Below are 20797 nucleotides of genomic sequence, written 5' to 3'. Positions count from 1 at the left end.
ATGAGCTACATTTTCATTGCCCTGACCATCCTTCTGACCGTCTACGGCCAGCTCATGCTGAAGTGGCAGGTCAATCTCAACCCTGGGGCGACCATCGACGGTCTGAACCCGCGCGCGGTCATCACCCTGCTGCTCAATCCTTGGGTGATCAGCGCCTTCGCGGCGGCCTTCGGCGCTTCGCTTTGCTGGATGGCAGCCATCGGCCGGATGCCGTTGAGCAAGGCCTATCCCTTCACCGCATTGAGTTTCCCGCTGGTGGCAACCCTTGCGGTATGGCTCTTCCGCGAGTCGTTGGACTCGCATAAGATCGCAGGCACCGCCTTGATCATCCTGGGCGTCATCGTCCTGTCTCGCTCCGGAGCCTGAGCCATGTCGCAGAAGACCGATGGGTTGCACGCAGTGCTATCACACCCAGCGGTCTACGACCTGCTGCAGAACCTGTTGGGGGCCCGCCGCTCCCGTGCACGACTGATCCGCGACCATATTCGCCCCCGCCAGGGCGATCATGTCCTCGACATCGGCTGCGGCACCGGCGAGCTCTTCAGCCAGTTGCCAGCAGGTCTGCGCTACATCGGGTTCGATCTTTCCCAAGCATATATCGAAGCCGCGCGGAAGCGGTTTGGCGACCGGGCCCGTTTCGAATGCATGGACGTGGCAATCTATGAAGTGGACCAGGAGCAGCAGAAGGCCGACCTTGTACTGGCCATCGGCATCCTTCACCACCTGGACGACGCACGTGCGCGATCGCTGATGCGCACCGCACATGCCGCCCTCAAGCCAGGCGGCCGCTTCATCTCGCTCGACGGCGCTTATGTCGATGGTCAGTCGGCCATCGCCCGTGGCCTGATCTCACGCGATCGTGGCCAGAGCATCCGTACACCGTCCGCCTACCAGGCCTTGGCCGAGGCCGAGTTCAGCACCGTCAAAGGCCAAGTCAGAAGCGATATGCTTCTCGTACCCTATACACACTACATCATGGAATGCGTGCGCTAGGCCGAGCCTCAGCCGCGATCAGGAGCAGCAGTGATTCCGTTCAATAAGCCGTTCATGACCGGTAAGGAACTGGTCAACATCACCCATGCGCATGCCAATGGGCATCTCAGCGGCGATGGTCCCTTCACCAAGCAGTGCCACGCATGGCTCAACGCACGTACCGGTGCCAGCGCTTCGTTGCTGACCCACTCGTGCACGGCCGCATTGGAAATGGCAGCCCTGCTACTGGATCTGGAAGACGGCGACGAAGTAATCATGCCGTCCTACACCTTCGTGTCGACCTCCAACGCCTTTGTGCTGCGCGGCGCGGTGCCGGTGTTCGTGGATATCCGCGCCGACACCCTGAACATCGACGAGGCGCTGATCGAAGCCGCCATCACACCCCGTACCAAGGCCATCTGCGTGGTGCATTACGCAGGCGTCTCGTGCGAGATGGATACGATCCTGGCCATCGCGGCAAGCCATGGCCTGGCCGTAGTCGAAGATGCCGCACAGGGCATCATGTCCAGCTACAAGGGAGGTCCGCTGGGTACGCTCGGCGACCTGGGCGCACTAAGCTTCCACGAGACCAAGAACATCATTTCCGGCGAAGGCGGGGCGCTGCTCTGCCGCGACAGCACGCATGCCGAGCGCGCGGAGATCATCCGTGAGAAGGGCACCAACCGCAGCCGGTTCTTCCGCGGCCAGGTCGACAAGTACACTTGGGTGGACGTGGGCTCCTCGTTCCTTCCGGGTGAGATCACGGCCGCCTTCCTCTCCGCGCAGATGGATGCGGCAGAGGACATCACCGAGCGCCGCCTGGCCATCTGGGACCGCTACCACGCCTGGGCCGAAGCGCATGAGGCCGCAGGGCTGCTCACCCGCCCCACGATTCCCGCGCATTGCACTCACAACGCGCACATGTACTACATGCTGCTGCCGTCGCTGGAGATCCGTACCCGGTTCATCCAGGACCTGAGGGAGCGCGGTGTGCAGGCAGTGTTCCATTACATTCCGCTGCACTCCTCGCCGGGGGGACTGGCGCACGGCCGTACCGGTTCGGACGTGTCAGTCACCGATGACATCAGCCAGCGCCTGGTGAGAATGCCGCTATGGATCGGCGTGGAAGACCGCCTCCCTGAGATCCTCGCTGCGGCCGACAGAGCACTGGTCGGCTGAGAGATGCACATTCAGGCGTTTTCCCGGAAGCCGGCGTTCGACTGGCCCATTATGGTCGTCATCGTCATGGCCAGCGCGGCCTTCATCAACGCCGCGATGTACATCTCCTATGCCAGCATTCCGTTTGTCACCTCCGATGGCTGGTATTTCATCGATGCGTTCCTGCAGAAGCACTATCACGGCGGTGTAACGCTGCAGGATCTGTACATCAAGCGCAGCGCGGATGACCACGCCCAGCCTATCCAGAAGCTGTTGCTGCTATGGAATGCGGAGTCGTTCGATCTGGACTTCGTGATCGAGTCCTACATGGGGCTCGCCATTGCCGCGGCAGCCTGGGTGCTGATGCTGCATGCCGCCCGCTGCGACAACCGCGATCGGGATAGGGGTGCGTGGTGGATCCTGCCGATGACCGCCTCGGCCGCGAGCTTCGTCTCGCTCAGTGGCGGCATGGTCTTCACCTGGTCGCTGGTGACCCTGGGCTACCTGGGGCCTCTGGCGTTGATCGGACTGGCCATGGCCAGCTGGCACGCGATCCGGTACGGCCGCTGGCTGCCACTGTGGCTTGTGGCGGCAGCGGTTGCCTTCACGCTCGACAGCGCCGCATTGATCTGCGCGATCAGCATTGCCCTTGCGCTGCTGATCCTTGAAGCCAAACAGCGCGGCACTGGTTGGCGGCGCACCACGGCGGTGGTCGCTGTCGTGGCGGTGTCCGTGGTCGCGTACGGGTTGGCGAGCCGCTTCTATCTGCACCCCCATCTCGCAGACGCCGCGGCAGCGCCGTCGGCGCTCTCGGCGTTGTGTGGATTCGGCGCCGAGCGGCTGCAGCAGATGGTCCTGTCCATTGCCGCGCTGTCCATTTCTGATCGCCCTGCCTTGCAGTTCTACGTGCCCGCCAAGGCCGAGCTGCTGCATCGGGCCGCCGGTCTCGCGGTCTTCGCGGCGCACGCCTGGTTCTGGTGGCGGGCATGGCGCGACGCATGGAACCGTACCCAGTTCATCGCCGTGACCCTGATGCTGTTCTGCTACGGCGCTGTCGCCGGCATCGTCATCGGCCGGGTGTCGATGTTCGGGCCGGAGTACGTGTTCCAGCAGCGTTACCTGATGCTGTACCAGTTGGGAACCGTCGCGATCACGTTGATGGCCGCAGGCGCCGACTGGTCGGCGTGGCGCTGGCCCCAACGGACGCTGGTGGGCGGGGGCCTGCTTGCGTTGGTCGCGATCCAGTGGCCCTTGTCCAAGGTGACCTGGGCAGACGCGGTGTACGTACAGAACTACGGCAACAACCTGGGGCGCGAGATGATCCTGCTCGGCAAGGATCCCACCCTGCGACTGGCCTCCTGTGCTCCCACGCTGGTGATCTGCCAGGCCGGCCGGGATGAGCAGGTCCGCTCGATCTCGCTGCTGCGCGACCACCAGCTCAATGCGTTTTCCAAGCGGATGCTGGAGCGCTATTCCATGGAGTCACTCGACGCGGACGCGGGACCGGTCGAACTGGTGGATGCATCCGCCCCCTGAGGTTCCGCTCAGTGAGCCGCAGGCCGCAGCGCGCAGCCTGTCGGCTCGGCAACGCGGGTGAAGGCAAACTCCGCGCCCGTGCCGGCACTGACGACGCTGATCCGATCGGTCGGCAGCACCGGCACGGGAAGCGCTGCCTGCCCCGCGGACGGCCCGGTGGCCACCTCCAGGATGGACTGGTCGGCGCGCCGGACTTGGATCCGCACGGCCTGGGCATCGCCTGCTGACGGCACGTGCCATTGGATCTCGGCCGCCTGCCCACCATCGATACAATCCGAGGCCAACGTGGGCTGGACGCAGAGCACGCAGTTGCCGTGTGCCCGGCCCTCATCCACCACCCGGTACCCCACCACCGAAGCATCCGCCGGCGGGCGCTGGCAGGCGCTCAACAACAGCACCCCGAACAGCAGTACGCGCCTACCGTGAATCATGAGCGTCTCCGGCCAAAGATGGCCATTCTAGCGGGGTTCAAGGCAGCTCCAAGGACGAACATCACCGCGATGTTCTGGGATAATTCTACGCTCATGTCCGCGGCTGCTCTGCGCCGCTCTGCTCCATGATCGAGGAACATCGATGAAGCAAACGCCGAAGAAAGTGCTGGTGGTGTTCGGTACCCGCCCTGAAGCCATCAAGATGGCCCCCGTAGTCGAAGCATTGCGCCTGACCCCTGGCGTGGAGCCCATCGTTGTGGTGACCGCCCAGCATCGGCAGATGCTCGACCAGGTCCTAGACCTTTTCGGCATCACGCCCGGCGAAGACTTGGATGTGATGGAGCCGGGGCAGACGTTGCAGGGGCTGTTCAGCAAAATCCTGATCGGCATGTGCGACGTCATTGCCCGCCATGCGCCCGACCTCGTTCTCGTCCATGGCGATACCAGCACCACGCTGGCCTCAGCCCTGGCGGCGTTCTACAACCGGGTGCCCGTGGGGCATGTCGAAGCAGGCCTGCGGACCGGCGACATCTATGCTCCCTGGCCCGAGGAAGGCAACCGCTGCCTCACCGCGCCGCTGACGTCGCTGCACTTCGCGCCCACCGAGCGCGCACGGGAAAACCTGCGACGCGAGAACATCGACGATGCGCGCATCGAAGTCACCGGCAACACCGTTATCGACGCGCTGCTGCAGGTCACCGCGCGCATCGAAGCCGACGACGCCCTCAGCGCCGAACTTGCCGCGCGGTTCCCATTCCTCGATGAGAGCAAGAAGCTGGTGCTGGTCACCGGGCATCGCCGCGAGAACTTCGGCGATGGTTTCGAGCAGATCTGCACGGCCCTGCGCGAGCTGGCCGAACGCGGCGACACACAGGTCGTCTACCCGGTCCACCTCAATCCCAACGTGCAGGAGCCGGTGAAACGACTGCTGGCCAACCATCCGGCCATCAGCCTGATCCCACCGCAGGACTACCTGCCGTTCGTGTACCTGATGTCGCGTGCACATCTGCTCATCACCGATTCCGGCGGCGTGCAGGAAGAAGCGCCCTCGTTGGGCAAACCCGTGCTGGTGATGCGGGACGTGACGGAGCGCCCGGAAGCAGTTGAAGCTGGAACGGTGATACTAGTCGGTACCGATGCCGTCCGTATCGTCGGCGAAGCGACCCGGTTGCTGGACGATCCGACCGCCTATGCGCTGTTCTCCCGCATCCACAATCCGTATGGCAATGGCACGGCCGCCATGCAGATCGCAAAACGGGTTGCTGCCAGCTGATTCAGCTCTTCGTATGACGACACCTGCCCTGTGTCGGCAGGACAGGTGTCGCGGACGCAGCGTTACCGGCGCGCGCGATAGCAATGGGGCGTCCACGGGCCCCATTTGGCTTCGTACAGCGCCTTGTTCTGTTCAAACAGTTTCTGCTTCACTTCCGCCTTGAGCTTGTTGAAGCTTGCGGACAGCTGATGATGGACGAAAACGTCCTCGACACAGAGTCGCTGCAGGCCGTTCTGCTCCAGCCGACGGCAGTAATCATCGTCCTCGAAGAAGCCCACGCCGAACTGCTCATCCAGTCCGCCCACCAGCTCGTAGGCCTGGCGCGAGATCATGACGCAGAAAAAGGCGCTGGTCTGTACCGGGAAGCTCCGACCCGCATGCGCACGCGTATACACACCCGCGCGCTCTACCATCTCTTCCATCGTGTCGTAGGCAATGTCGATCTTCGCTTCGTTGCCAATGTTGTTGGTGACCGGGCCCACCAGGCCGGCCTGCGGATGCCGACGGATCTGGTTGCGCAATGTCCGCACCCAACCCGGGGTGACATACGTATCGTTGTTGAGCACAACCAGGTAGTCGCCCTTGGCAACCCGGAGCCCGACATTGTTGCCCGCCGAGAAACCAAGGTTGGCATCGTTGGCAATCAAACGCCGGCGCGGGCCGGCCTCGGCCCATGCCGCAAGGAACGCGGGGCTTTCGTCCGAAGAAGCATTGTCGACTACGATCACTTCGACGTTTTCGTAGTCCGTATAGGTCTCCAGGCTGTGCAGGCATTGCCGGGTGTAGTCGAGATTGTTGTAGGTCAACACGACGATGCTGATCAGCGGCTCGTCGATGGACGACAACGCCTGGTCCAGGGTTTCCGCACGGTGCTGCCAAGTCTGCCTGCTGGCAAACGCCTGGCGCGGCTGCCGCAGTGCCGGGTCATCGCGGTCCTCCGCCAACGCCTGTTTCACTTCGGCAAGGAAGCTGTCGTGGTCATCGGCCAGTCGCACCAGGCCTTCGAACTGGGACAGCTCCGGCAGGTCGACCGACACCACCGCTTTGCCGGCGCTGAGGTACTCGTAGACCTTCACCGGGTTGGTCGCCAGCGTCAGCGGAATCACCTTGAACGGCAGCAGGCACACGTCGAATGCATGTAGCCAGTAAGGCAGCTCGGCGTAAGGCACCTCACCGACGAAGCGGATGTTGGCGATATCCTCGACCTGGGATGACACGTTCGCCGTGTCCCGCCCTATCATCAGCACCAGTGCCTCGGGATTATCCAGCGCAATGCGGCGTAACAGCTCGACGTCGAACCATTCGGCGATGGCACCGTAGTAACCGATGATCCGCCGTCCCTCCGCGTCGCTGAACACCTTCTGCGGGCGGGTGCAGAAATGCTCGTACTCGGTAGCGTTGCGCACCATCGCAATATTCTTCGCCTCCGGGCTGAGCTCATCGTGCAGCCATTGCGACGTCACCACCAGCAGGTCCGCCTGCTGGATCAACGAACGCTCGCCTCCCAGGATGCCCTCCGCGTTGTCTTCGAAGCCCCCGTGGTGATCCATGCAGTCATACACCAGCTTGGCATTGGGCAGCGACTGCGCCGGCTCGAGCCAATAAGGGTGCTGTACGAACGACATGCAGCGGATCGAACGCGTCCAACCCAGCAATGAGGCTAGGCTGGCGGTGATGGCCGCCACCTGGTCCTGGTCCGGCATGGCGTGATAGATCTGCGGCGCGCCGGACAGGTTCAGGTTGATCTGGAACAGACGTCCACTATCGTCCAGCGCGTCGACCTTGAAACCAGGCTGGGCTGCGTCCACGAAATTGTTGGACACATAGAAGACACGATGCCCCTTGGTCGCCAGCGCCATGGCGAGGTGTTGTGGCCGCTGGGTGCGAAACTTCCAGTCGATGACGGCCCAGATAAACACATCCGTGCCCCGCTCATCCAGCGCAGCCAACGGCGGCAGGTGCGAATAGTCCACCGCCGCAAGCGGGTCGGTGACGTTGACCTGCGGCGATGGCCACATCAACTCGATCAGCCTCGCCTTGTCGGATGGATCTACCCGCCCGGCGCGCAGCGTGCGCAGCCCGAAGCGTGCAGCGCCCTGCACCGAGCGGGGTGCACGCCCGAGCAGATTGCGAAGTTCCTGCTTCGGGCTGGACAGGAGACGGCGCACCACGCGGATCGGGGTGGTCACCCGCCACGAAGTGCTCGAATAGACCTTGTTGAGTTCCTGGTCCATCGCCAGCAGCCTCATGCGTAACCGCTGCAGCTGCACGTCCAGGGACGCATCGGCCTTGCCCGAGATGGAGTCGAGATGAGAGCCGACCGACGGGCCCAGCAACGCCACGATCTCTTCACCCAGGCGCAGCGTGGTACCCAGGCTGTGGTCCGCCTGGGCGCGGGACTCGGCCGCCTGCTGCCGGATCACGTCCGCTTCAGCCAGTGCCTGTTCGGCTTTGCGCCGCACGATATCGATCTCGGCCAGACTCTTCTGCTGCCGATCCTGATCCCGTTCGCGACGCTCGCTCTCGCTCAGTGCCGCTTGGTGCAGTGCGTCCTGCCTGCTGGACAGATCCTCTACCGCGACGTGCAGGCGATCGAGCAGTGCGCTGCCGGTCAACAGCGGGGCCAAAGCAGCCACGGCCTGAACCAGCAGTTCCGCGTCGCGCCGATCGCGCGCTTGCTGGTCTTCGCTCCATGCCGGGCCAGTCGAACCGGCGGTGGCATCCCGGATCATCTGCCAACGGTCCAGATCAGTGCGAATCTGGTCGAGCATGGCGACCTGCGAGGGGGCCGCCGGCACGTGGCTGCGCACGGTGGCCAACCCGTTGCTCAGCGCATGGGCGAGCGCCACGGCCGACGTGGACAGCGACTCCAGCTGGCTTCCCGGCTCATGGTCGAGCATCAGGTCGCTCAGATGCAGACTCTCGGCGGCCAGCCAGCCGGGATCAGCCCAGACCAGCATGATCTGCTCACCCGGCCAGAAGCAGGGATGGTCATGGCGGGTATCGCGCACCTGCGCATGCACCAGCACCTTGCCACCGATTTGCTGCGGGATGTTGTCTGGCATGAAGGACGCGTGGTGCTCCTTGATGCGATGTCGCTCGCGGTACGGCAGCATCAGCACGATGCAGTGCCGCGCCTGCGGCGCGATGGTCGCAAGCACGTCCCAAGGGGTGTGGAAATGTTCCAGCGTATTGGAGCTGAACAGGACATCGAAGCGGTTGACCGCCGGGGTGGCGCCGGGGGCCAGCCAGTCTTCGCAGATGAACTGCTGACCTGGGAAGCGCTCGGCGGCATCGGCGATGGCCACCGGCGAGAAGTCCACGCCGGTGAACGTCGTCCCGCGCATCCCCTGGGCGATTTCATTGGTGCCATCGCCAAGCGCACAGCCCCAGTCGCACCAGCTCAACTGCTGCCGGTTGCTGGCCTGGACCAGCCATGCCGGCAGCATCTGCTGGGCCACAGCCCCGAAGAAGCGCGATTGTTCGCGCCCACCAAGGTCCTCCCAGTCGTCGCCGAAGCGCTCGTTCCAGTAACCCTTGGAATTGATGACAGTCTCAGGCACGCTAGGACTCCTTGAACTGGTGTTCGATCTTCGGCTGATAGATACCGAAATGGCGGATGGAGCTGGCTACAGAGAAGTAGCGGACGCCTTCGATGTACTCGTAGTACTCCACGACGGGGCCGACGCGTTTCTCCGCCGCCGCCACCAGGAAGTACTTGCCTTCCACCAGCCCGTTCTCGAACAAGAATTCGATCTCCACCACCTTGCCCGGGTGCCAATGGGAAGGCAGGATGACATCGGTATCGGCTGTACTGGACACCACGATGTCGTGCCCGCGCAGGTCTTTGATTGAGAAGGCAACACAGAACGTATCGGGCGAGTAATCCTGGGGCAGCGTCACCACCAGCCCGATGCGGCAGTGCTGGCCCCACTCCATCAACTCGGTTTCCCGGCCGGCCGCGTTCTTCATCGTAACCGCGTGGATCAACCCGATCTGCTGACCCCAATGCGCGAGCGGCTTCTCCCGGCCAGCCGCAGCCAGCGCGGGAATGACGGTCGCCTCGATCGGCATGTCGAGCGCGCCCGCGTCGCCATCGACCAATGGCGCGACGACGCCGTCCCCGTCCGCGGCAGCACCCACGGGTACTTGCAGCGCATCGGGATCGTCGGCAAAGATCGCTTCCATGTACCGTGAGCTGACCTGAAGGACAGGCCCCAGCTCCTTCATCACCCCCCGATCCAGCCACAGCGCACGCTGGCACAAGGTGCGCACCGCGGCAACGTCGTGACTGACGAACAGCACCGACGCACCATCATCCTGGATTGCGCGGATGCGCTTCATGCAACGCGCCTGGAAACGCGCGTCGCCTACCGCCAGCGCCTCATCCACCACCAGCACGTCTGCATCGACGGACGTGGCCACGGCAAATGCCAAACGGACAAACATGCCGCTGGAGTAGGTCTTGGTGGGCTCGTCCACGTACTGGCCGATATCGGCAAATGCACAGATGTCATCGAAGCGCGCTTCGATCTGGGACTGCTCCAGGCCAAGGAGACGACCATTGAGGAAGACATTTTCGCGACCGGTGAATTCCGGATTGAACCCCGCGCCGAGCTCCAGCAACGCCGCGATGCGGCCGCGCACGTCCACCTCACCCTCGGTGGGTGTCAGCGTCCCGCAGAGCATCTGCAGCATGGTGCTCTTGCCCGATCCGTTGCGCCCCATCACGCCCAGTGCTTCACCGCGCGGCACATCGAAGCTGACGTTGCGCAGCGCCCACACTTCCTTGCTGTGCTGCATGGGCGCCATGCGCAGCCCGCGCCGCACCGGGTCTGCGATCAACTGCACCAGTCGATCGAAAGGCTTGGCGAACATGTCATAGCGCTTGCCGAGGCCGCGCACTTTGATGAGCGGATCAGATGACATCGGCAAAACCTCGGCGCACGTATTGGAATACCACGAACCCAACCAGCATGATCGCCAGGCCTACGGCGAACTGCCAGAGCAGCAGCCGCGGATCGGGCCATTGCCCGAAGATCAGGGTATCGCGCACACCGTCCATCACGCCTGTGATCGGGTTGAGTTCCACGATGCGCCGGAAGGACGCTGGAACGGCGGTGATCGGATAGAACACCGGCGATAAGAACAGCAGCATCGTGGTCACCAGCGGCATCACCTGCCCGAGATCCCGCAGGTACACACCCAACGCGGAGAACAGCCAGGTACAGCCCAGCGTCGCCAGCAGCAGCGGCATCACCACCACGGGAAACGCGACGGCCGTTGCCGGCACGCTTCCCTTCAACAGGAGCATGGCGATCAGCAGTACCAGCAGGCTGACCAGCATGTGGAACAACGCCGACAGGGCCGTGGAGACCGGCAGCACTTCCAAGGGGAATACCACCTTCTTGACGAACTGGGCGTTGGCGGTGATCAGCCCCGGCGCCTTGTTCAAGCATTCGGAGAAGAAGCCATAAACGACTAGGCCGGAAAACAGTATCAGCGCGAACTCGGACGTCAGCGGAGTGTCACCCGGTGCCGCCGTCCAGCGCGACCGGAAGATCACCCCGAACACGAACGTGTACACGCCGAGCATCAGCACCGGGTAGAAGAACGACCAGGCAAGTCCGGCCACGGATCCCTTGTAGCGGGCGAACACCTCCCGCTTGGCCATCTCCCAGGCCAAGCTCAGCCGCGTCGCCAGTGACCGGCGGTCACTCATGTCGTGCCCTTTCACTGAAGCGCCCGCTCCAGATCCACCTGCAGATCCCCCAGCTCCTCAACACCAACACTCAACCGCACCAGCGCATCGCTGATGCCCAGCTGCTCGCGGCGAGCCAGGGGAATAGAGGCATGGGTCATCACTGCCGGATGGTTGACCAGGCTTTCCACGCCGCCAAGCGACTCGGCCAGGGTGAACAGTTCGGTGAGTTCGCAGAAGCGCTTGGCGGCTTCAAAACCGCCCTTGAGTACGATCGAGACGATGCCGCCATAGCCGTCCATCTGGCGCGTGGCCAGCGCGTGCTGCGGGTGGCTGGTAAGGCCCGGGTAGATCACTTTTTCGATCGCCGGATGGGTTTCCAGCCATATGGCCAAGGCCATCGCGTTGGCGCAGTGCGCCTTCATGCGCAACGGCAGGGTCTTCAGGCCGCGCAGGGCCAGGAAGCTGTCGAAGGGGCCCTGCACGGCGCCGATGGAGTTCTGCAGGAACGCCATCTGCTCGGCCAGCTCGGGGTTGTCGCCGACCACGACCATACCGCCGACCATGTCCGAGTGCCCGTTGAGGTACTTGGTGGCCGAATGCAGCACCAGGTCCGCGCCCAGCTCCAGCGGCCGCTGCAGCATCGGCGAGGCGAAGGTGTTGTCGACCACCACGAGCAGACCGTGACGCTTGGCGATGGCCGCGACCGCCGCGATGTCGACAATCTTCAGCATCGGGTTGGTCGGGGTCTCGATCCACACCATCTTGGTCTTGGGCGTGATCGCCGCTTCAAAGGCGGCCAGGTCGGTCAGGTCGACGAAGCTGAAATCCAGCGCCGCGGTGCGGCGACGCACACGCTCGAACAGGCGGAAGGTGCCGCCGTAGATGTCGTCCATCGCCACCACGTGGCTGCCGGCGTCCAGCAGTTCCATCACCGTGGAGCTGGCGGCCATGCCCGAGGCGAACGCGAAGCCGCGGCTGCCGCGCTCCAGGCTGGCCACGCAACGCTCGTAAGCGAAGCGGGTCGGATTGTGGGTACGCGAGTACTCGAAGCCCTGATGCTCACCCGGGCTGGACTGGGCATAGGTGGAGGTCGCGTAGATCGGCGGCATCACCGCGCCGGTACTCGGGTCCGGCGACTGCCCGCCGTGGATCGCCAACGTGGCAAGCGACAACGCGCGCCCGCCTTCCTGGCTGGGTGAATTTTGATCCGTCATGGCTGCTTCCGACAAAAGGGACACGATTTTAACAGGCTGACATGAACTGCCATTTGAGCCGGGGGTTCATGACTGATGCAGATCACGCTCGGGCAGCCTTACTGAACCCGCCGCCGCAGGTAGTTCAGCAGGTCGATGCGGGTGATCAGGCCGAGGAAATTAACGCCATCCATCACGATGGCGACCTGGCCGCGGTCGAACACCGGCAACAGGGCCTCGATCGGCGATTTCACATCCAGCCGGTCCAGCTTGCTGACCATCGCCACCGAGACCGCATCCAGGAAGCGGGCTTCGTCACCATAGACATGCAGCAGCACGTCGCTTTCATCGACGATGCCGACCAGGCGGTCGCCCTCCATCACCGGCAGCTGCGACACGTCGTACAGCTTCATGCGCTGGTAGGCGGTGGTCAGCAGGTCGTTCGGGCCGATCACCACGGTGTCGCGCTGGCGATACGGGCGCAGGATCAGGTCGCGCAGGTCGCCGTACTGCGGGCGCTCCAGGAAGCCGTTGTCCAGCATCCAATAGTCGTTGTACATCTTGGACAGGTACTTGTTGCCGGTGTCGCAGACCAGCACCAGCACCTTCTTCGGGGTGGTCTGCTCCTTGCAGTACTTCAGCGCCGCAGCCAGCAGGGTGCCGGTCGAGGAACCACCGAGGACGCCTTCCTTGCCTAGCAGCTCGCGCGCGGTGTGGAAGCTCTCGGCATCACTGATCGCATAGGCCTTCTTGACGCGGCTGAAGTCGGCGATCGAGGGCAGAAAATCCTCGCCGATGCCTTCCACCATCCAGCTGCCGGATTTCTCGCTCAGCGTGCCCTCGTTGATGTACTCGGCCAGGATCGAGCCGACCGGGTCGGCCAGGACCAGCTCGGTCTTCGGCGAGGCGGTGGCGAAGGCGCGCGACAGGCCGGTCATGGTGCCCGAGCTGCCACAGCCGAACACGATCGCGTCCAGGTCGCCGTCCATCTGCGCCAGGATTTCCGGGCCGGTGCCGAACTCGTGCGCGGCCGGGTTGTCCGGATTGCCGAACTGGTTGATGAAGTACGCGCCGGGGGTTTCCTCGGCCACGCGCTGGGCCATGTCCTGGTAGTACTCGGGGTGGCCCTTGGCCACGTCCGAACGGGTCAGCCGCACTTCGGCGCCCATCGCCTTGAGATTGAAGATCTTCTCGCGGCTCATCTTGTCGGGCACCACCAGGATCAGCTTGTAGCCCTTCTGCTGGGCGACCAGCGCCAGGCCCAGGCCGGTATTGCCGGCGGTGCCTTCCACCAGGGTCGCGCCCGGCTTGAGATCGCCACGCTTTTCCGCCGCCTCGATCATCGACAGGCCGATGCGGTCCTTGATCGATCCTCCGGGATTGGCGCTTTCGAGCTTCAGGAAGAGCTCGCAGACCCCGGTATCCAGGCGCTGGGCCTTGACGATCGGAGTCTGGCCAATGAGGTCGAGTACGGAGGAGTGGATTGCCATCGGGTCACATCGGTTCGCGCCGCAATGCGGCCGGACCGGCGATTATCCGTTGGATACGGCCGAAAGTCAGTCGACGCAGCTGCGCTGGCCGGTCGCAAGCAGGAAAAACCGGCTCCCCCCATGGATTGCCGGGAAGCGTGCAGGCGCTGGATTTCGGCCTTGCGCGGACGGCCAGACAACGTATCCGGTCCTGGAACACCCGATGGCCGGCCATCTATCGTTTCGTTCAGCGTTACGCATCGCGACTGACCTCGCCCCTACAACGGGCTTCTGATGTTGGCAGGAGCGACGCCAGTGACGGGCTTTCAACTGGATCTTCCCGGGCTGGATCTTCTGCAGCTGCACGTCGCCATCCAACTCACTCGAATCGGCCACCTTTCTTTCGGGCACCCGCCCCACAACTTTCTGTGGAGAATCCAAAACAAAGGCCCACAAGGGGCCTGAGCGACGCGGGCAGCGACAATCGACGAGGAGATTGCCACCGCCCGCGGCGGTAAAACGGTCGGGGGGGGAGGTCAGTTGGGTTTGCGTTCGTAGATCCGCAGCAACTTCTCTTTGGCCATCAATTTTTCCCGCTTCATCTGTCCCAGGGTCATATCGTCGATGGGGAGTACACCAAGCTCGGCATCCATGCATTTCTTGTTCAGCGTCTTGTGCCGCTGGTAAAGCTGCTTGAACTCGGGATCGGCCTTCATCAATGCTTCGATTTCACTCTGCGGCTGCCCTTCGAACATGAGTTGCCTCCTTCAGCAGAAACAACAACGCCCCGGCCTCACGGCACGGGGCGCTGCTTGGGATGGGAGTCGAGCCGATAGGCAGCGGAATCTGGGGCAACCTCCAACAGCACGCGCTGAAAGGAATACTGCACCGGTTCGCACCACACTTTCATCGACTCGGCCCTCCGTTTGTCCGGTCGGCGAAATGCGTCCCGGACAACTGACCCTACGCTTGCCAAAAGCTTCCGGCAACCCCGAAACCGGCTGAATGCCCACTTTCGTACAGATACCTTTCAGACCCCACAGAACACAAACAAAAACATAACGGAAACAAAATGTTAGCGACTCATGGAGCGATGATGACTTCCGCCGATCGCGCCTTGGACGCCGCCGCCTTCTTGCCACTGACCTGCAATCGACTGGCTGCCACGCCGCCGGCCACCAGGGCATCGCGCAACGCCTGCGCGCGCTGCTGGCCGACGCCGTTGGCACTGTCGTAGGCCTCGATCCGCACCCGCCCCTTCTTGCCGATATTCAGGTACTCCGCCAGTGCCTTGGCCTGGCCGCGGGCGGCGGCCGACAAGGCCGACTTGCCGGCGGTGTAGGCATCGCCGGTGAAGGTGAAGACTTCGCCGCGGGCATCGAACCTGGAGGCCGGCAGTTTGCTGCCGGCGACCAGTTCGGCTTCTTCACGCGCCAGCCTGGCCGCGGTCTGCTGGGCTGCGCCCAGGCGCGCGGTCTGCTTGCCGGCCACGCTGGTCAGCGCGGTTTCGGCATCCTGCCGCGCCAGGGTTTCGGCCTCGGCGGCCTGGCGCATGCGCTCGGCCTCTTCGGCCTGGATCTGCGCCTGCATCCGCAGCCGCTCGGCCTCCTGGCGTGCCTGCACGGCCTCGCGCCGGCTGGCCTCGATCAGCAGCTCGCTGCGGGTCCGTTCCAGCCGATCAAGCTCGCGGCGCGCCACCGCGGCCCGCGCACTGGCTTCGGCGATCTCCACCCGGCGGCCGGCGATATAGCGCGCATCGTCCACCTCCTTGCGCTTGGCCTTGGCCAGCGCCGCTACCGCCTGCTGCGCCTGCAGCCGCTCGTAGGCCGCCACGTCGGCAGTGCCCGGATCGGCCTGCAGGCTGATCAAGCGCTGGTTGAACGCCGCCACCGCCGGATCTTCAGCGGCGTGGGCGCACAGCGGCAGCATCAGCACGCCGGCCATCATCACCTTGCGCAGAGCGGCCATCAGCGTCCCTCCCCGGTAGCCAGGGTGCGTTGCAGCCGGGCCACTTCCGCCTGGCGCTGCTGCAGCTGGGCGTTGGCCACGGCCTCCTCGCTCAGCGCCCGCGCCAGATCGGCATCGGCGGCCGCCCGCAGCGCCATCACCGGCGCCTGCTTGCGCTCGCGCCGGTCCTGCGCGGCCCGTTGCGCCTGCTCCAGCTGTTGCCGGGCGTTGGCCAGCATGCCCGGGGCGTACTGGTCGGCATCGGCCTGGTCGGCGCGCTCCACCGCCATCCGCGCGGCGGCCAGTTCCAGCGCGGCCGGATCCTGCGCGAACGCAGGACCGGAGAGCGCGAATGCGCACGCGATCACGTACAGGGAATGGCGCATTTGTGCGAAGCTAGGATTCATTGGGGTGCCGTGGCCAGGTTGTCTGTGCGCGGCCATTGTCGGAAGCCTGCGGCGTGCTTGCAACGACACGTTGCCGTTTGTTGGGGAAACATTGCGCATGGATATCGGCTACTTCCTGAAGCTGATGACGGAAAAAAACGCCTCGGACATGTTCCTGACCACCGGGGCTCCGGTCTATATCAAGATCGAAGGCAAGCTGTACCCGCTTGGCAGTACCGGGCTTCCGCCGGGAATGGTGAAGAAAATCGCCTATTCGCTGATGGATGAAGGCCAGGTGCCGCAATTCGAGCGTGACCTGGAACTTAACATGGCCATCGCGCTGGCGGATGCCGGGCGTTTCCGCGTCAACGTGTTCAAGCAGCGTGGCGAAGTGGGCATGGTGATCCGCGCGATCAAGAGCAAGATCCCCAGCATCGAGGAACTCAACCTGCCGCAGGTGCTCAAGGACGTGATCATGACCCCGCGCGGGCTGGTGCTGGTGGTCGGCTCCACCGGCTCGGGCAAGTCCACCTCGCTGGCGTCGATGATCGACCACCGCAACAGCACCAGCACCGGGCACATCCTCACCATCGAGGACCCGATCGAATTCCTGCACAAGCACAAGATGTCGATCGTCAACCAGCGCGAGGTCGGGCTGGATACCCACGCCTTCCACAACGCGCTGAAGAACGCGATGCGCGAGGCGCCGGACGTGATCCTGATCGGCGAGATCCTGGACGCCGAAACCATGGAGGCGGCGATCGCCTTCGCTGAAACCGGGCACCTGTGCCTGGCCACGCTGCACTCCAACAACGCCGACCAGACCATCGAGCGCATCCTCAACTTCTTCCCGGAAAGCGCGCACAAGAATGTGTTGATGAACCTGGCCCTGAACCTGCGTGCGGTGGTTTCGCAGCGTCTGGTCAAGGGCGTGGACGGGCGCCGGCGCCCCGCCACCGAGGTGCTGATCAACACCCCGATGATCCGCGACCTGCTGCGCCGCGGCGAGGTGCACGAAATCAAGCAGGCGATGGAGGAGTCGCTGGAAGAAGGCATGGAGAGCTTCGACCAGTGCCTGTTCCGCATGGTCAAGGCCGGCCTCATCGAGCAGGAAGAGGCGCTGCGTGCAGCCGATTCGCGCGATGGCCTGGCGCTGAAGTTCCGCCTGTCCGAAGGCACCTCCGGCGAGCACGACCCGTACGCCGATTACGAAAGCATCAGCGCGCCACGGATCACCCACGGGTTCTGACCCCAGCGCCGCGATCGAAACCGGAAAGCCCCGCACGTGCGGGGCTTTTTTGTGGTTCATCCGGCGTGCGAAGCCCGGGGAGCGGGTACTCAGGCGGCGTCGGCCTGGTTTTCGGGACGCGCGCGGTCGAATGCCGGCAGCGCCAGGCAGGCCTGTTCGATCCGCGTCAGGGTCGGATATGGCGCCAGATCCAGCGCGAACCGGCGCGCGTTGTACAGCTGCGGCAGCAGGCAGCAATCGGCCAGGGTCGGGCCGTCGCCGTGGCAGAAGCGGCCGGTGTGCGGGGAGCCGACCAGCATTTTTTCCAGCGCGGCAAACCCGGCGCGCATCCAGTGCAGCGTCCAGTCCTCGCGCTCGGACTGCGGCACATGCCAGGTGCCGTCGAAGAACTTCATCACCCGCAGATTGTTCAGCGGATGGATATCGCAGGCGACCAGCTGCGCCAGCGCACGCACCCGCGCCCGGCCGGCGGCGTCGGCCGGCAGCAGGGCCGGCTGCGGCCACACTTCATCGACATATTCGAGGATCGCCAGCGACTGCGTCAGTACCAGCGCGCCATGACGCAGCGTCGGCACCAGCTCCTGCGGATTGAGCGCGGCATAGTCGGACTGGTGCTGCTGGCCGCCGTCACGCACCAGATGCACCGGCGTGATCGTGTAGGCCAGCTGCTTGAGGTTCAGGCCGATCCGCACCCGGTAAGCGGCGCTGGAACGCCAGTAGCTGTACAGCTGCAGCGATGTTTCCATATCGATCTCGATTCTTTCCACGAGCAACCACCATAGCGGCAGAACCGGCGCATGCGCTGCCGCCGGTTATCGCCGAATCGCCGTCGGCCGGGTCAGGGGGCGCCGACCTGCTCGATCCGCTGTTCGATGGCACCGAAAATGCTGTTGCCGTCACGATCGAACATCTCGATGCGCACCACGTCGCCAAAGCTCATGAACGGCGTGGACGGCTGGCCATCGCGCAGTGCCTCCACGGTCCGGCGCTCGGCAAAGCACGAGGCCCCCAGCGAGGTGTCCTCATTGGCGATGGTGCCCGAACCGACAATCGTGCCGGCGCTCAGTGGCCGGGTCTTGGCCGCGTGCGCGAGCAGCTGCGCGAAGTTGAACTGCATGTCCACGCCCGCCTCCGGCGAACCGAACCACTCGCCGTTGACGTGGGTAACCAGCGGCAGGTGCACCTTGCTGTCCTGCCAGGCATCGCCCAGTTCGTCGGGGGTGACGAACACCGGCGACAGCGCCGAGCGCGGCTTGGACTGCAGGAAACCGAAGCCCTTGGCCAGCTCGGCCGGAATCAGGTTGCGCAGGCTGACGTCGTTGACCAGCCCGACCAGCTGGATGTGGCCGGCCGCCTGCGCCGCGGTCAGCGCCATCGGCACGTCGTCGGTGATGACCACCAGCTCGGCTTCCAGATCGATGCCGTAGTCCTCGCTGACCACCTTGACCGCATCGCGCGGGCCGTAGAACCCGGCGCTGGTGGCCTGGTACATCAGCGGATCGGTGTAGAAACTCTCCGGCACTTCGGCGCCGCGTGCCTTGCGTACCCGCGCCACGTGCGGCAGGTAGGCGCTGCCATCGACAAACTCGTAGGCGCGCGGCAGCGGCGCCGCCAGCGCCAGCACGTCCAGGTCGAACACGCCATCGGCATCGCCGTGATTGAGCGAGTCGGACAGCGCGTTGAGCCGCGGCGCGACATTGGACCAGTCTTCCAGCGCCAGCTGCAGCGTGGCGGCGATACCGGTGGCCCGCACGGCGCGGGTCAGGTCGCGCGAGACGACGATCAGCGTGCCGTCACGGCCGCCTTCCTTCAGGGAACCAAGCTTCATGGGAGCGTCCGGTCAGTGGGGAAACAAGTTTCAATTGTAATGAATACGGCGCAGACGGCCAGCGCCGGCCGTGGAAACTGAACGGGAGCTTTTGTGCCCGTCTCAACAATCCCTTAGACTATCGCGGTCTGCCAGCGGCCGTCCGTTTCCCTCAGGGATCGCCGGCGAAGCAGGATCACCGATCCGCTCGCCCGCCCCCACTCCGACGCCTTTCGTCACGCATTCGGACCATCGCCCCGCGGTGGTTGCAGTCAAATCTCGCAGCGCGGTTTACGGGAACGCTCCGAGTCAGCCGATCACCTTGATCAGCAGCGCAGGTCCATTCGGGCGTGCGTCAATTCTCATTGGAGCCGTTTCATGTCGTTTGAAAACCTGGGCCTTGCGCCCTTCCTGCTGCGCGCGTTGGCCGAGCAGGGCTACGAAAACCCCACCCCGATCCAGGAACAGGCGATTCCGCTGGCGCTGGCCGGGCGTGACCTGCTGGCCGGCGCGCAGACCGGCACCGGCAAGACCGCCGCGTTCGGCCTGCCGCTGCTGCAGCATCTGGGTACCGCGCCGCAGCCGGTCGGCAATGGCCCGCGCAAGCCGCGTGCGCTGGTGCTGACCCCGACCCGCGAACTGGCCACCCAGGTGCATGACAGCCTGCGCGGCTACAGCAAGTACCTGCGCATCCCCAGCGCCTGCATCTACGGCGGCGTCGGCATGGGCAACCAGCTGGACGTGCTGCGCCGTGGCGTGGACCTGCTGGTCGCCTGCCCGGGCCGCCTGATCGACCATCTGGAGCGCCGTTCCATCGACCTGTCCGGGATCGAGATCCTGGTGCTGGACGAAGCCGACCGCATGCTCGACATGGGCTTTCTGCCGTCGATCAAGCGCATCCTGGCCAAGATGCCCAAGCAGAACCGGCAGACCCTGCTGTTCTCGGCCACGTTCGAGGAAAGCATCAAGCAGCTGGCTCTGGAATTCATGCGCAACCCGGAGCAGATCCAGGTCACGCCGAAGAACACCGTCGCCGAGAACATCAGCCACCGCGTGCATCCGGTCGATGGCCCGCGCAAGCGCGAACTGCTGCTGCATCTCCTGGCCGAGGATTCCCGCGTGCAGACGCTGGTATTCGGCCGCACCAAGCACGGCTGCGACAAGCTGGCGATGTTCCTGGACAAGTCCGGCATCAAGACCGCCGCGATCCACGGCAACAAGAGTCAGGGCCAGCGCCTGCGTGCCCTGAGCGATTTCAAGGCCGGCCGCGTCACCGTGCTGGTGGCCACCGATATCGCCGCGCGCGGCATCGACATCAACGAGCTGCCGAAGGTCATCAACTACGACCTGCCGATGGTTGCCGAAGACTACGTGCACCGTATCGGCCGTACCGGCCGCAACGGCGCCACCGGTGAGGCGGTCTCGCTGGTGGCGCAGGACGAAGCCAAGCTGCTGCGCCAGATCGTGCGCATGCTCGGCCGCGACATGGACATCCGCGATGTGCCCGGCTTCGAGCCGCAGACGCCGATCCGCTGGGGCAACAGCGCGCCGGGCAAGGCCGAGCACCCCGGTGGCGATCACGCGCCGCGCCGCGGCAACCACGCCCGTCGTCCGCACGCTGAAACCCCGCGCCATGCCCATGCCGGGCCGAAGAAGGCCGGTGGCGGGCAGT

Annotated in this window: 18 protein-coding genes; 7 read left to right on the top strand and 11 right to left on the bottom strand. The window is 64.5% G+C overall.

All coding sequences use genetic code 11. From position 1 onward, the window contains the following. Genes QZH66_RS09025 through QZH66_RS09010 form a run of 4 tightly spaced genes read left to right on the top strand, consistent with a single transcriptional unit; the run spans position 1 to position 3666 of the window. On the top strand, positions 1 to 366 hold the full coding sequence (locus QZH66_RS09025; protein WP_305805613.1) for an EamA family transporter: 366 nt from the start codon (positions 1 to 3) through the stop codon (positions 364 to 366). 3 nt (positions 367 to 369) lie between these two features. Next, positions 370 to 993 (top strand): class I SAM-dependent methyltransferase, encoded by a 624-nt coding sequence (locus tag QZH66_RS09020; protein WP_305805612.1) that lies wholly within the window; start codon positions 370 to 372, stop codon positions 991 to 993. A gap of 30 nt (positions 994 to 1023) precedes the next feature. After that, entirely contained in the window at positions 1024 to 2151 is a 1128-nt protein-coding gene (gene rffA, locus QZH66_RS09015; protein WP_305805611.1) for a dTDP-4-amino-4,6-dideoxygalactose transaminase, read from the top strand. A 51-nt stretch (positions 2152 to 2202) separates the two neighbouring features. Continuing rightward, on the top strand, positions 2203 to 3666 hold the full coding sequence (locus QZH66_RS09010; protein WP_305805610.1) for a hypothetical protein: 1464 nt from the start codon (positions 2203 to 2205) through the stop codon (positions 3664 to 3666). Positions 3667 to 3674: 8 nt separating this feature from the next. Here the strand turns inward: QZH66_RS09010 and QZH66_RS09005 are convergent, their stop codons facing one another. Continuing rightward, complete coding sequence (locus QZH66_RS09005) at positions 3675 to 4097, bottom strand: hypothetical protein (protein WP_305805609.1); 423 nt, start codon at positions 4095 to 4097, stop codon at positions 3675 to 3677. A gap of 163 nt (positions 4098 to 4260) precedes the next feature. Between QZH66_RS09005 and wecB the strand changes: the two genes are divergently transcribed. Continuing rightward, positions 4261 to 5370: a UDP-N-acetylglucosamine 2-epimerase (non-hydrolyzing) gene (wecB, locus tag QZH66_RS09000; RefSeq protein ID WP_345783840.1), complete on the top strand. Its 1110-nt coding sequence runs from the start codon at positions 4261 to 4263 to the stop codon at positions 5368 to 5370. Between the two features lie 62 nt (positions 5371 to 5432). On the opposite strand, the gene QZH66_RS08995 is transcribed toward wecB, so the two are convergent. The 8 genes from QZH66_RS08995 to QZH66_RS08960 all read right to left on the bottom strand — a co-directional run bounded on the left by QZH66_RS08995 (position 5433) and on the right by QZH66_RS08960 (position 16090). After that, positions 5433 to 8933 (bottom strand): glycosyltransferase, encoded by a 3501-nt coding sequence (locus tag QZH66_RS08995; protein ID WP_305805607.1) that lies wholly within the window; start codon positions 8931 to 8933, stop codon positions 5433 to 5435. Position 8934: 1 nt separating this feature from the next. Continuing rightward, entirely contained in the window at positions 8935 to 10299 is a 1365-nt protein-coding gene (locus tag QZH66_RS08990; RefSeq protein WP_305805606.1) for an ABC transporter ATP-binding protein, read from the bottom strand. After that, positions 10289 to 11092, bottom strand: coding sequence for an ABC transporter permease (locus tag QZH66_RS08985; protein WP_305805605.1), 804 nt, complete (start codon positions 11090 to 11092; stop codon positions 10289 to 10291). Before QZH66_RS08985 ends, QZH66_RS08990 begins: the two co-directional genes overlap by 11 nt. Before the next feature lie 11 nt (positions 11093 to 11103). After that, complete coding sequence (locus QZH66_RS08980; RefSeq protein WP_305805604.1) at positions 11104 to 12288, bottom strand: cystathionine gamma-synthase; 1185 nt, start codon at positions 12286 to 12288, stop codon at positions 11104 to 11106. A 98-nt stretch (positions 12289 to 12386) separates the two neighbouring features. Continuing rightward, positions 12387 to 13757: a pyridoxal-phosphate dependent enzyme gene (locus tag QZH66_RS08975; protein ID WP_305805603.1), complete on the bottom strand. Its 1371-nt coding sequence runs from the start codon at positions 13755 to 13757 to the stop codon at positions 12387 to 12389. A 515-nt stretch (positions 13758 to 14272) separates the two neighbouring features. After that, the gene (locus QZH66_RS08970; protein ID WP_305805602.1) at positions 14273 to 14491 is read right to left on the bottom strand and encodes a YdcH family protein; all 219 of its coding nucleotides are present in this window, start codon (positions 14489 to 14491) and stop codon (positions 14273 to 14275) included. A gap of 328 nt (positions 14492 to 14819) precedes the next feature. Next, positions 14820 to 15704: a hypothetical protein gene (locus QZH66_RS08965; RefSeq protein WP_305805601.1), complete on the bottom strand. Its 885-nt coding sequence runs from the start codon at positions 15702 to 15704 to the stop codon at positions 14820 to 14822. Next, positions 15704 to 16090, bottom strand: a complete 387-nt coding sequence (locus QZH66_RS08960; RefSeq protein WP_305805600.1) for a DUF4398 domain-containing protein — start codon at positions 16088 to 16090, stop codon at positions 15704 to 15706. Before QZH66_RS08960 ends, QZH66_RS08965 begins: the two co-directional genes overlap by 1 nt. 97 nt (positions 16091 to 16187) lie before the next feature. On the opposite strand from QZH66_RS08960, the gene QZH66_RS08955 reads away from it, so the two are divergent. Continuing rightward, the gene (locus QZH66_RS08955) at positions 16188 to 17318 is read left to right on the top strand and encodes a PilT/PilU family type 4a pilus ATPase (RefSeq protein WP_305805599.1); all 1131 of its coding nucleotides are present in this window, start codon (positions 16188 to 16190) and stop codon (positions 17316 to 17318) included. Positions 17319 to 17407: 89 nt separating this feature from the next. On the opposite strand, the gene maiA is transcribed toward QZH66_RS08955, so the two are convergent. Beyond that, positions 17408 to 18064 carry a maleylacetoacetate isomerase gene (maiA, locus tag QZH66_RS08950; RefSeq protein ID WP_305805598.1) on the bottom strand — a complete coding sequence of 219 codons (657 nt, stop codon included), beginning with the start codon at positions 18062 to 18064 and terminating at the stop codon, positions 17408 to 17410. Between the two features lie 92 nt (positions 18065 to 18156). Then, positions 18157 to 19146, bottom strand: a complete 990-nt coding sequence (locus QZH66_RS08945) for a fumarylacetoacetate hydrolase family protein (protein WP_305805597.1) — start codon at positions 19144 to 19146, stop codon at positions 18157 to 18159. Between the two features lie 357 nt (positions 19147 to 19503). On the opposite strand from QZH66_RS08945, the gene QZH66_RS08940 reads away from it, so the two are divergent. Next, positions 19504 to 20797 (top strand): DEAD/DEAH box helicase (locus QZH66_RS08940; RefSeq protein ID WP_305805596.1); only part of this gene is annotated, 1294 nt, incomplete at its 3' end.

Origin of the sequence: Stenotrophomonas sp. YIM B06876, from assembly GCF_030711595.1 — a bacterium.
Taxonomy (GTDB): domain Bacteria; phylum Pseudomonadota; class Gammaproteobacteria; order Xanthomonadales; family Xanthomonadaceae; genus Stenotrophomonas.
The sequence above is the reverse complement of the archived record's forward strand: the minus strand, read 5'-3'. Positions and strand labels throughout refer to the sequence as shown.

Excerpts from the sequence above, each read along its gene's own strand:
- QZH66_RS09025 (WP_305805613.1), top strand. The coding sequence starts at position 1 with ATGAGCTACATTTTCATTGCCCTGACCATCCTTCTGACCGTCTACGGC.
- QZH66_RS09020 (WP_305805612.1), top strand. The coding sequence starts at position 370 with ATGTCGCAGAAGACCGATGGGTTGCACGCAGTGCTATCACACCCAGCG.
- QZH66_RS09010 (WP_305805610.1), top strand. The coding sequence starts at position 2,203 with ATGGTCGTCATCGTCATGGCCAGCGCGGCCTTCATCAACGCCGCGATG.
- QZH66_RS09005 (WP_305805609.1), bottom strand. The coding sequence starts at position 4,097 with ATGATTCACGGTAGGCGCGTACTGCTGTTCGGGGTGCTGTTGTTGAGC.
- QZH66_RS08990 (WP_305805606.1), bottom strand. The coding sequence starts at position 10,299 with ATGTCATCTGATCCGCTCATCAAAGTGCGCGGCCTCGGCAAGCGCTAT.
- QZH66_RS08985 (WP_305805605.1), bottom strand. The coding sequence starts at position 11,092 with ATGAGTGACCGCCGGTCACTGGCGACGCGGCTGAGCTTGGCCTGGGAG.
- QZH66_RS08980 (WP_305805604.1), bottom strand. The coding sequence starts at position 12,288 with ATGACGGATCAAAATTCACCCAGCCAGGAAGGCGGGCGCGCGTTGTCG.
- QZH66_RS08975 (WP_305805603.1), bottom strand. The coding sequence starts at position 13,757 with ATGGCAATCCACTCCTCCGTACTCGACCTCATTGGCCAGACTCCGATC.
- QZH66_RS08970 (WP_305805602.1), bottom strand. The coding sequence starts at position 14,491 with ATGTTCGAAGGGCAGCCGCAGAGTGAAATCGAAGCATTGATGAAGGCC.
- QZH66_RS08965 (WP_305805601.1), bottom strand. The coding sequence starts at position 15,704 with ATGGCCGCTCTGCGCAAGGTGATGATGGCCGGCGTGCTGATGCTGCCG.
- QZH66_RS08960 (WP_305805600.1), bottom strand. The coding sequence starts at position 16,090 with ATGAATCCTAGCTTCGCACAAATGCGCCATTCCCTGTACGTGATCGCG.
- QZH66_RS08955 (WP_305805599.1), top strand. The coding sequence starts at position 16,188 with ATGGATATCGGCTACTTCCTGAAGCTGATGACGGAAAAAAACGCCTCG.
- maiA (WP_305805598.1), bottom strand. The coding sequence starts at position 18,064 with ATGGAAACATCGCTGCAGCTGTACAGCTACTGGCGTTCCAGCGCCGCT.
- QZH66_RS08945 (WP_305805597.1), bottom strand. The coding sequence starts at position 19,146 with ATGAAGCTTGGTTCCCTGAAGGAAGGCGGCCGTGACGGCACGCTGATC.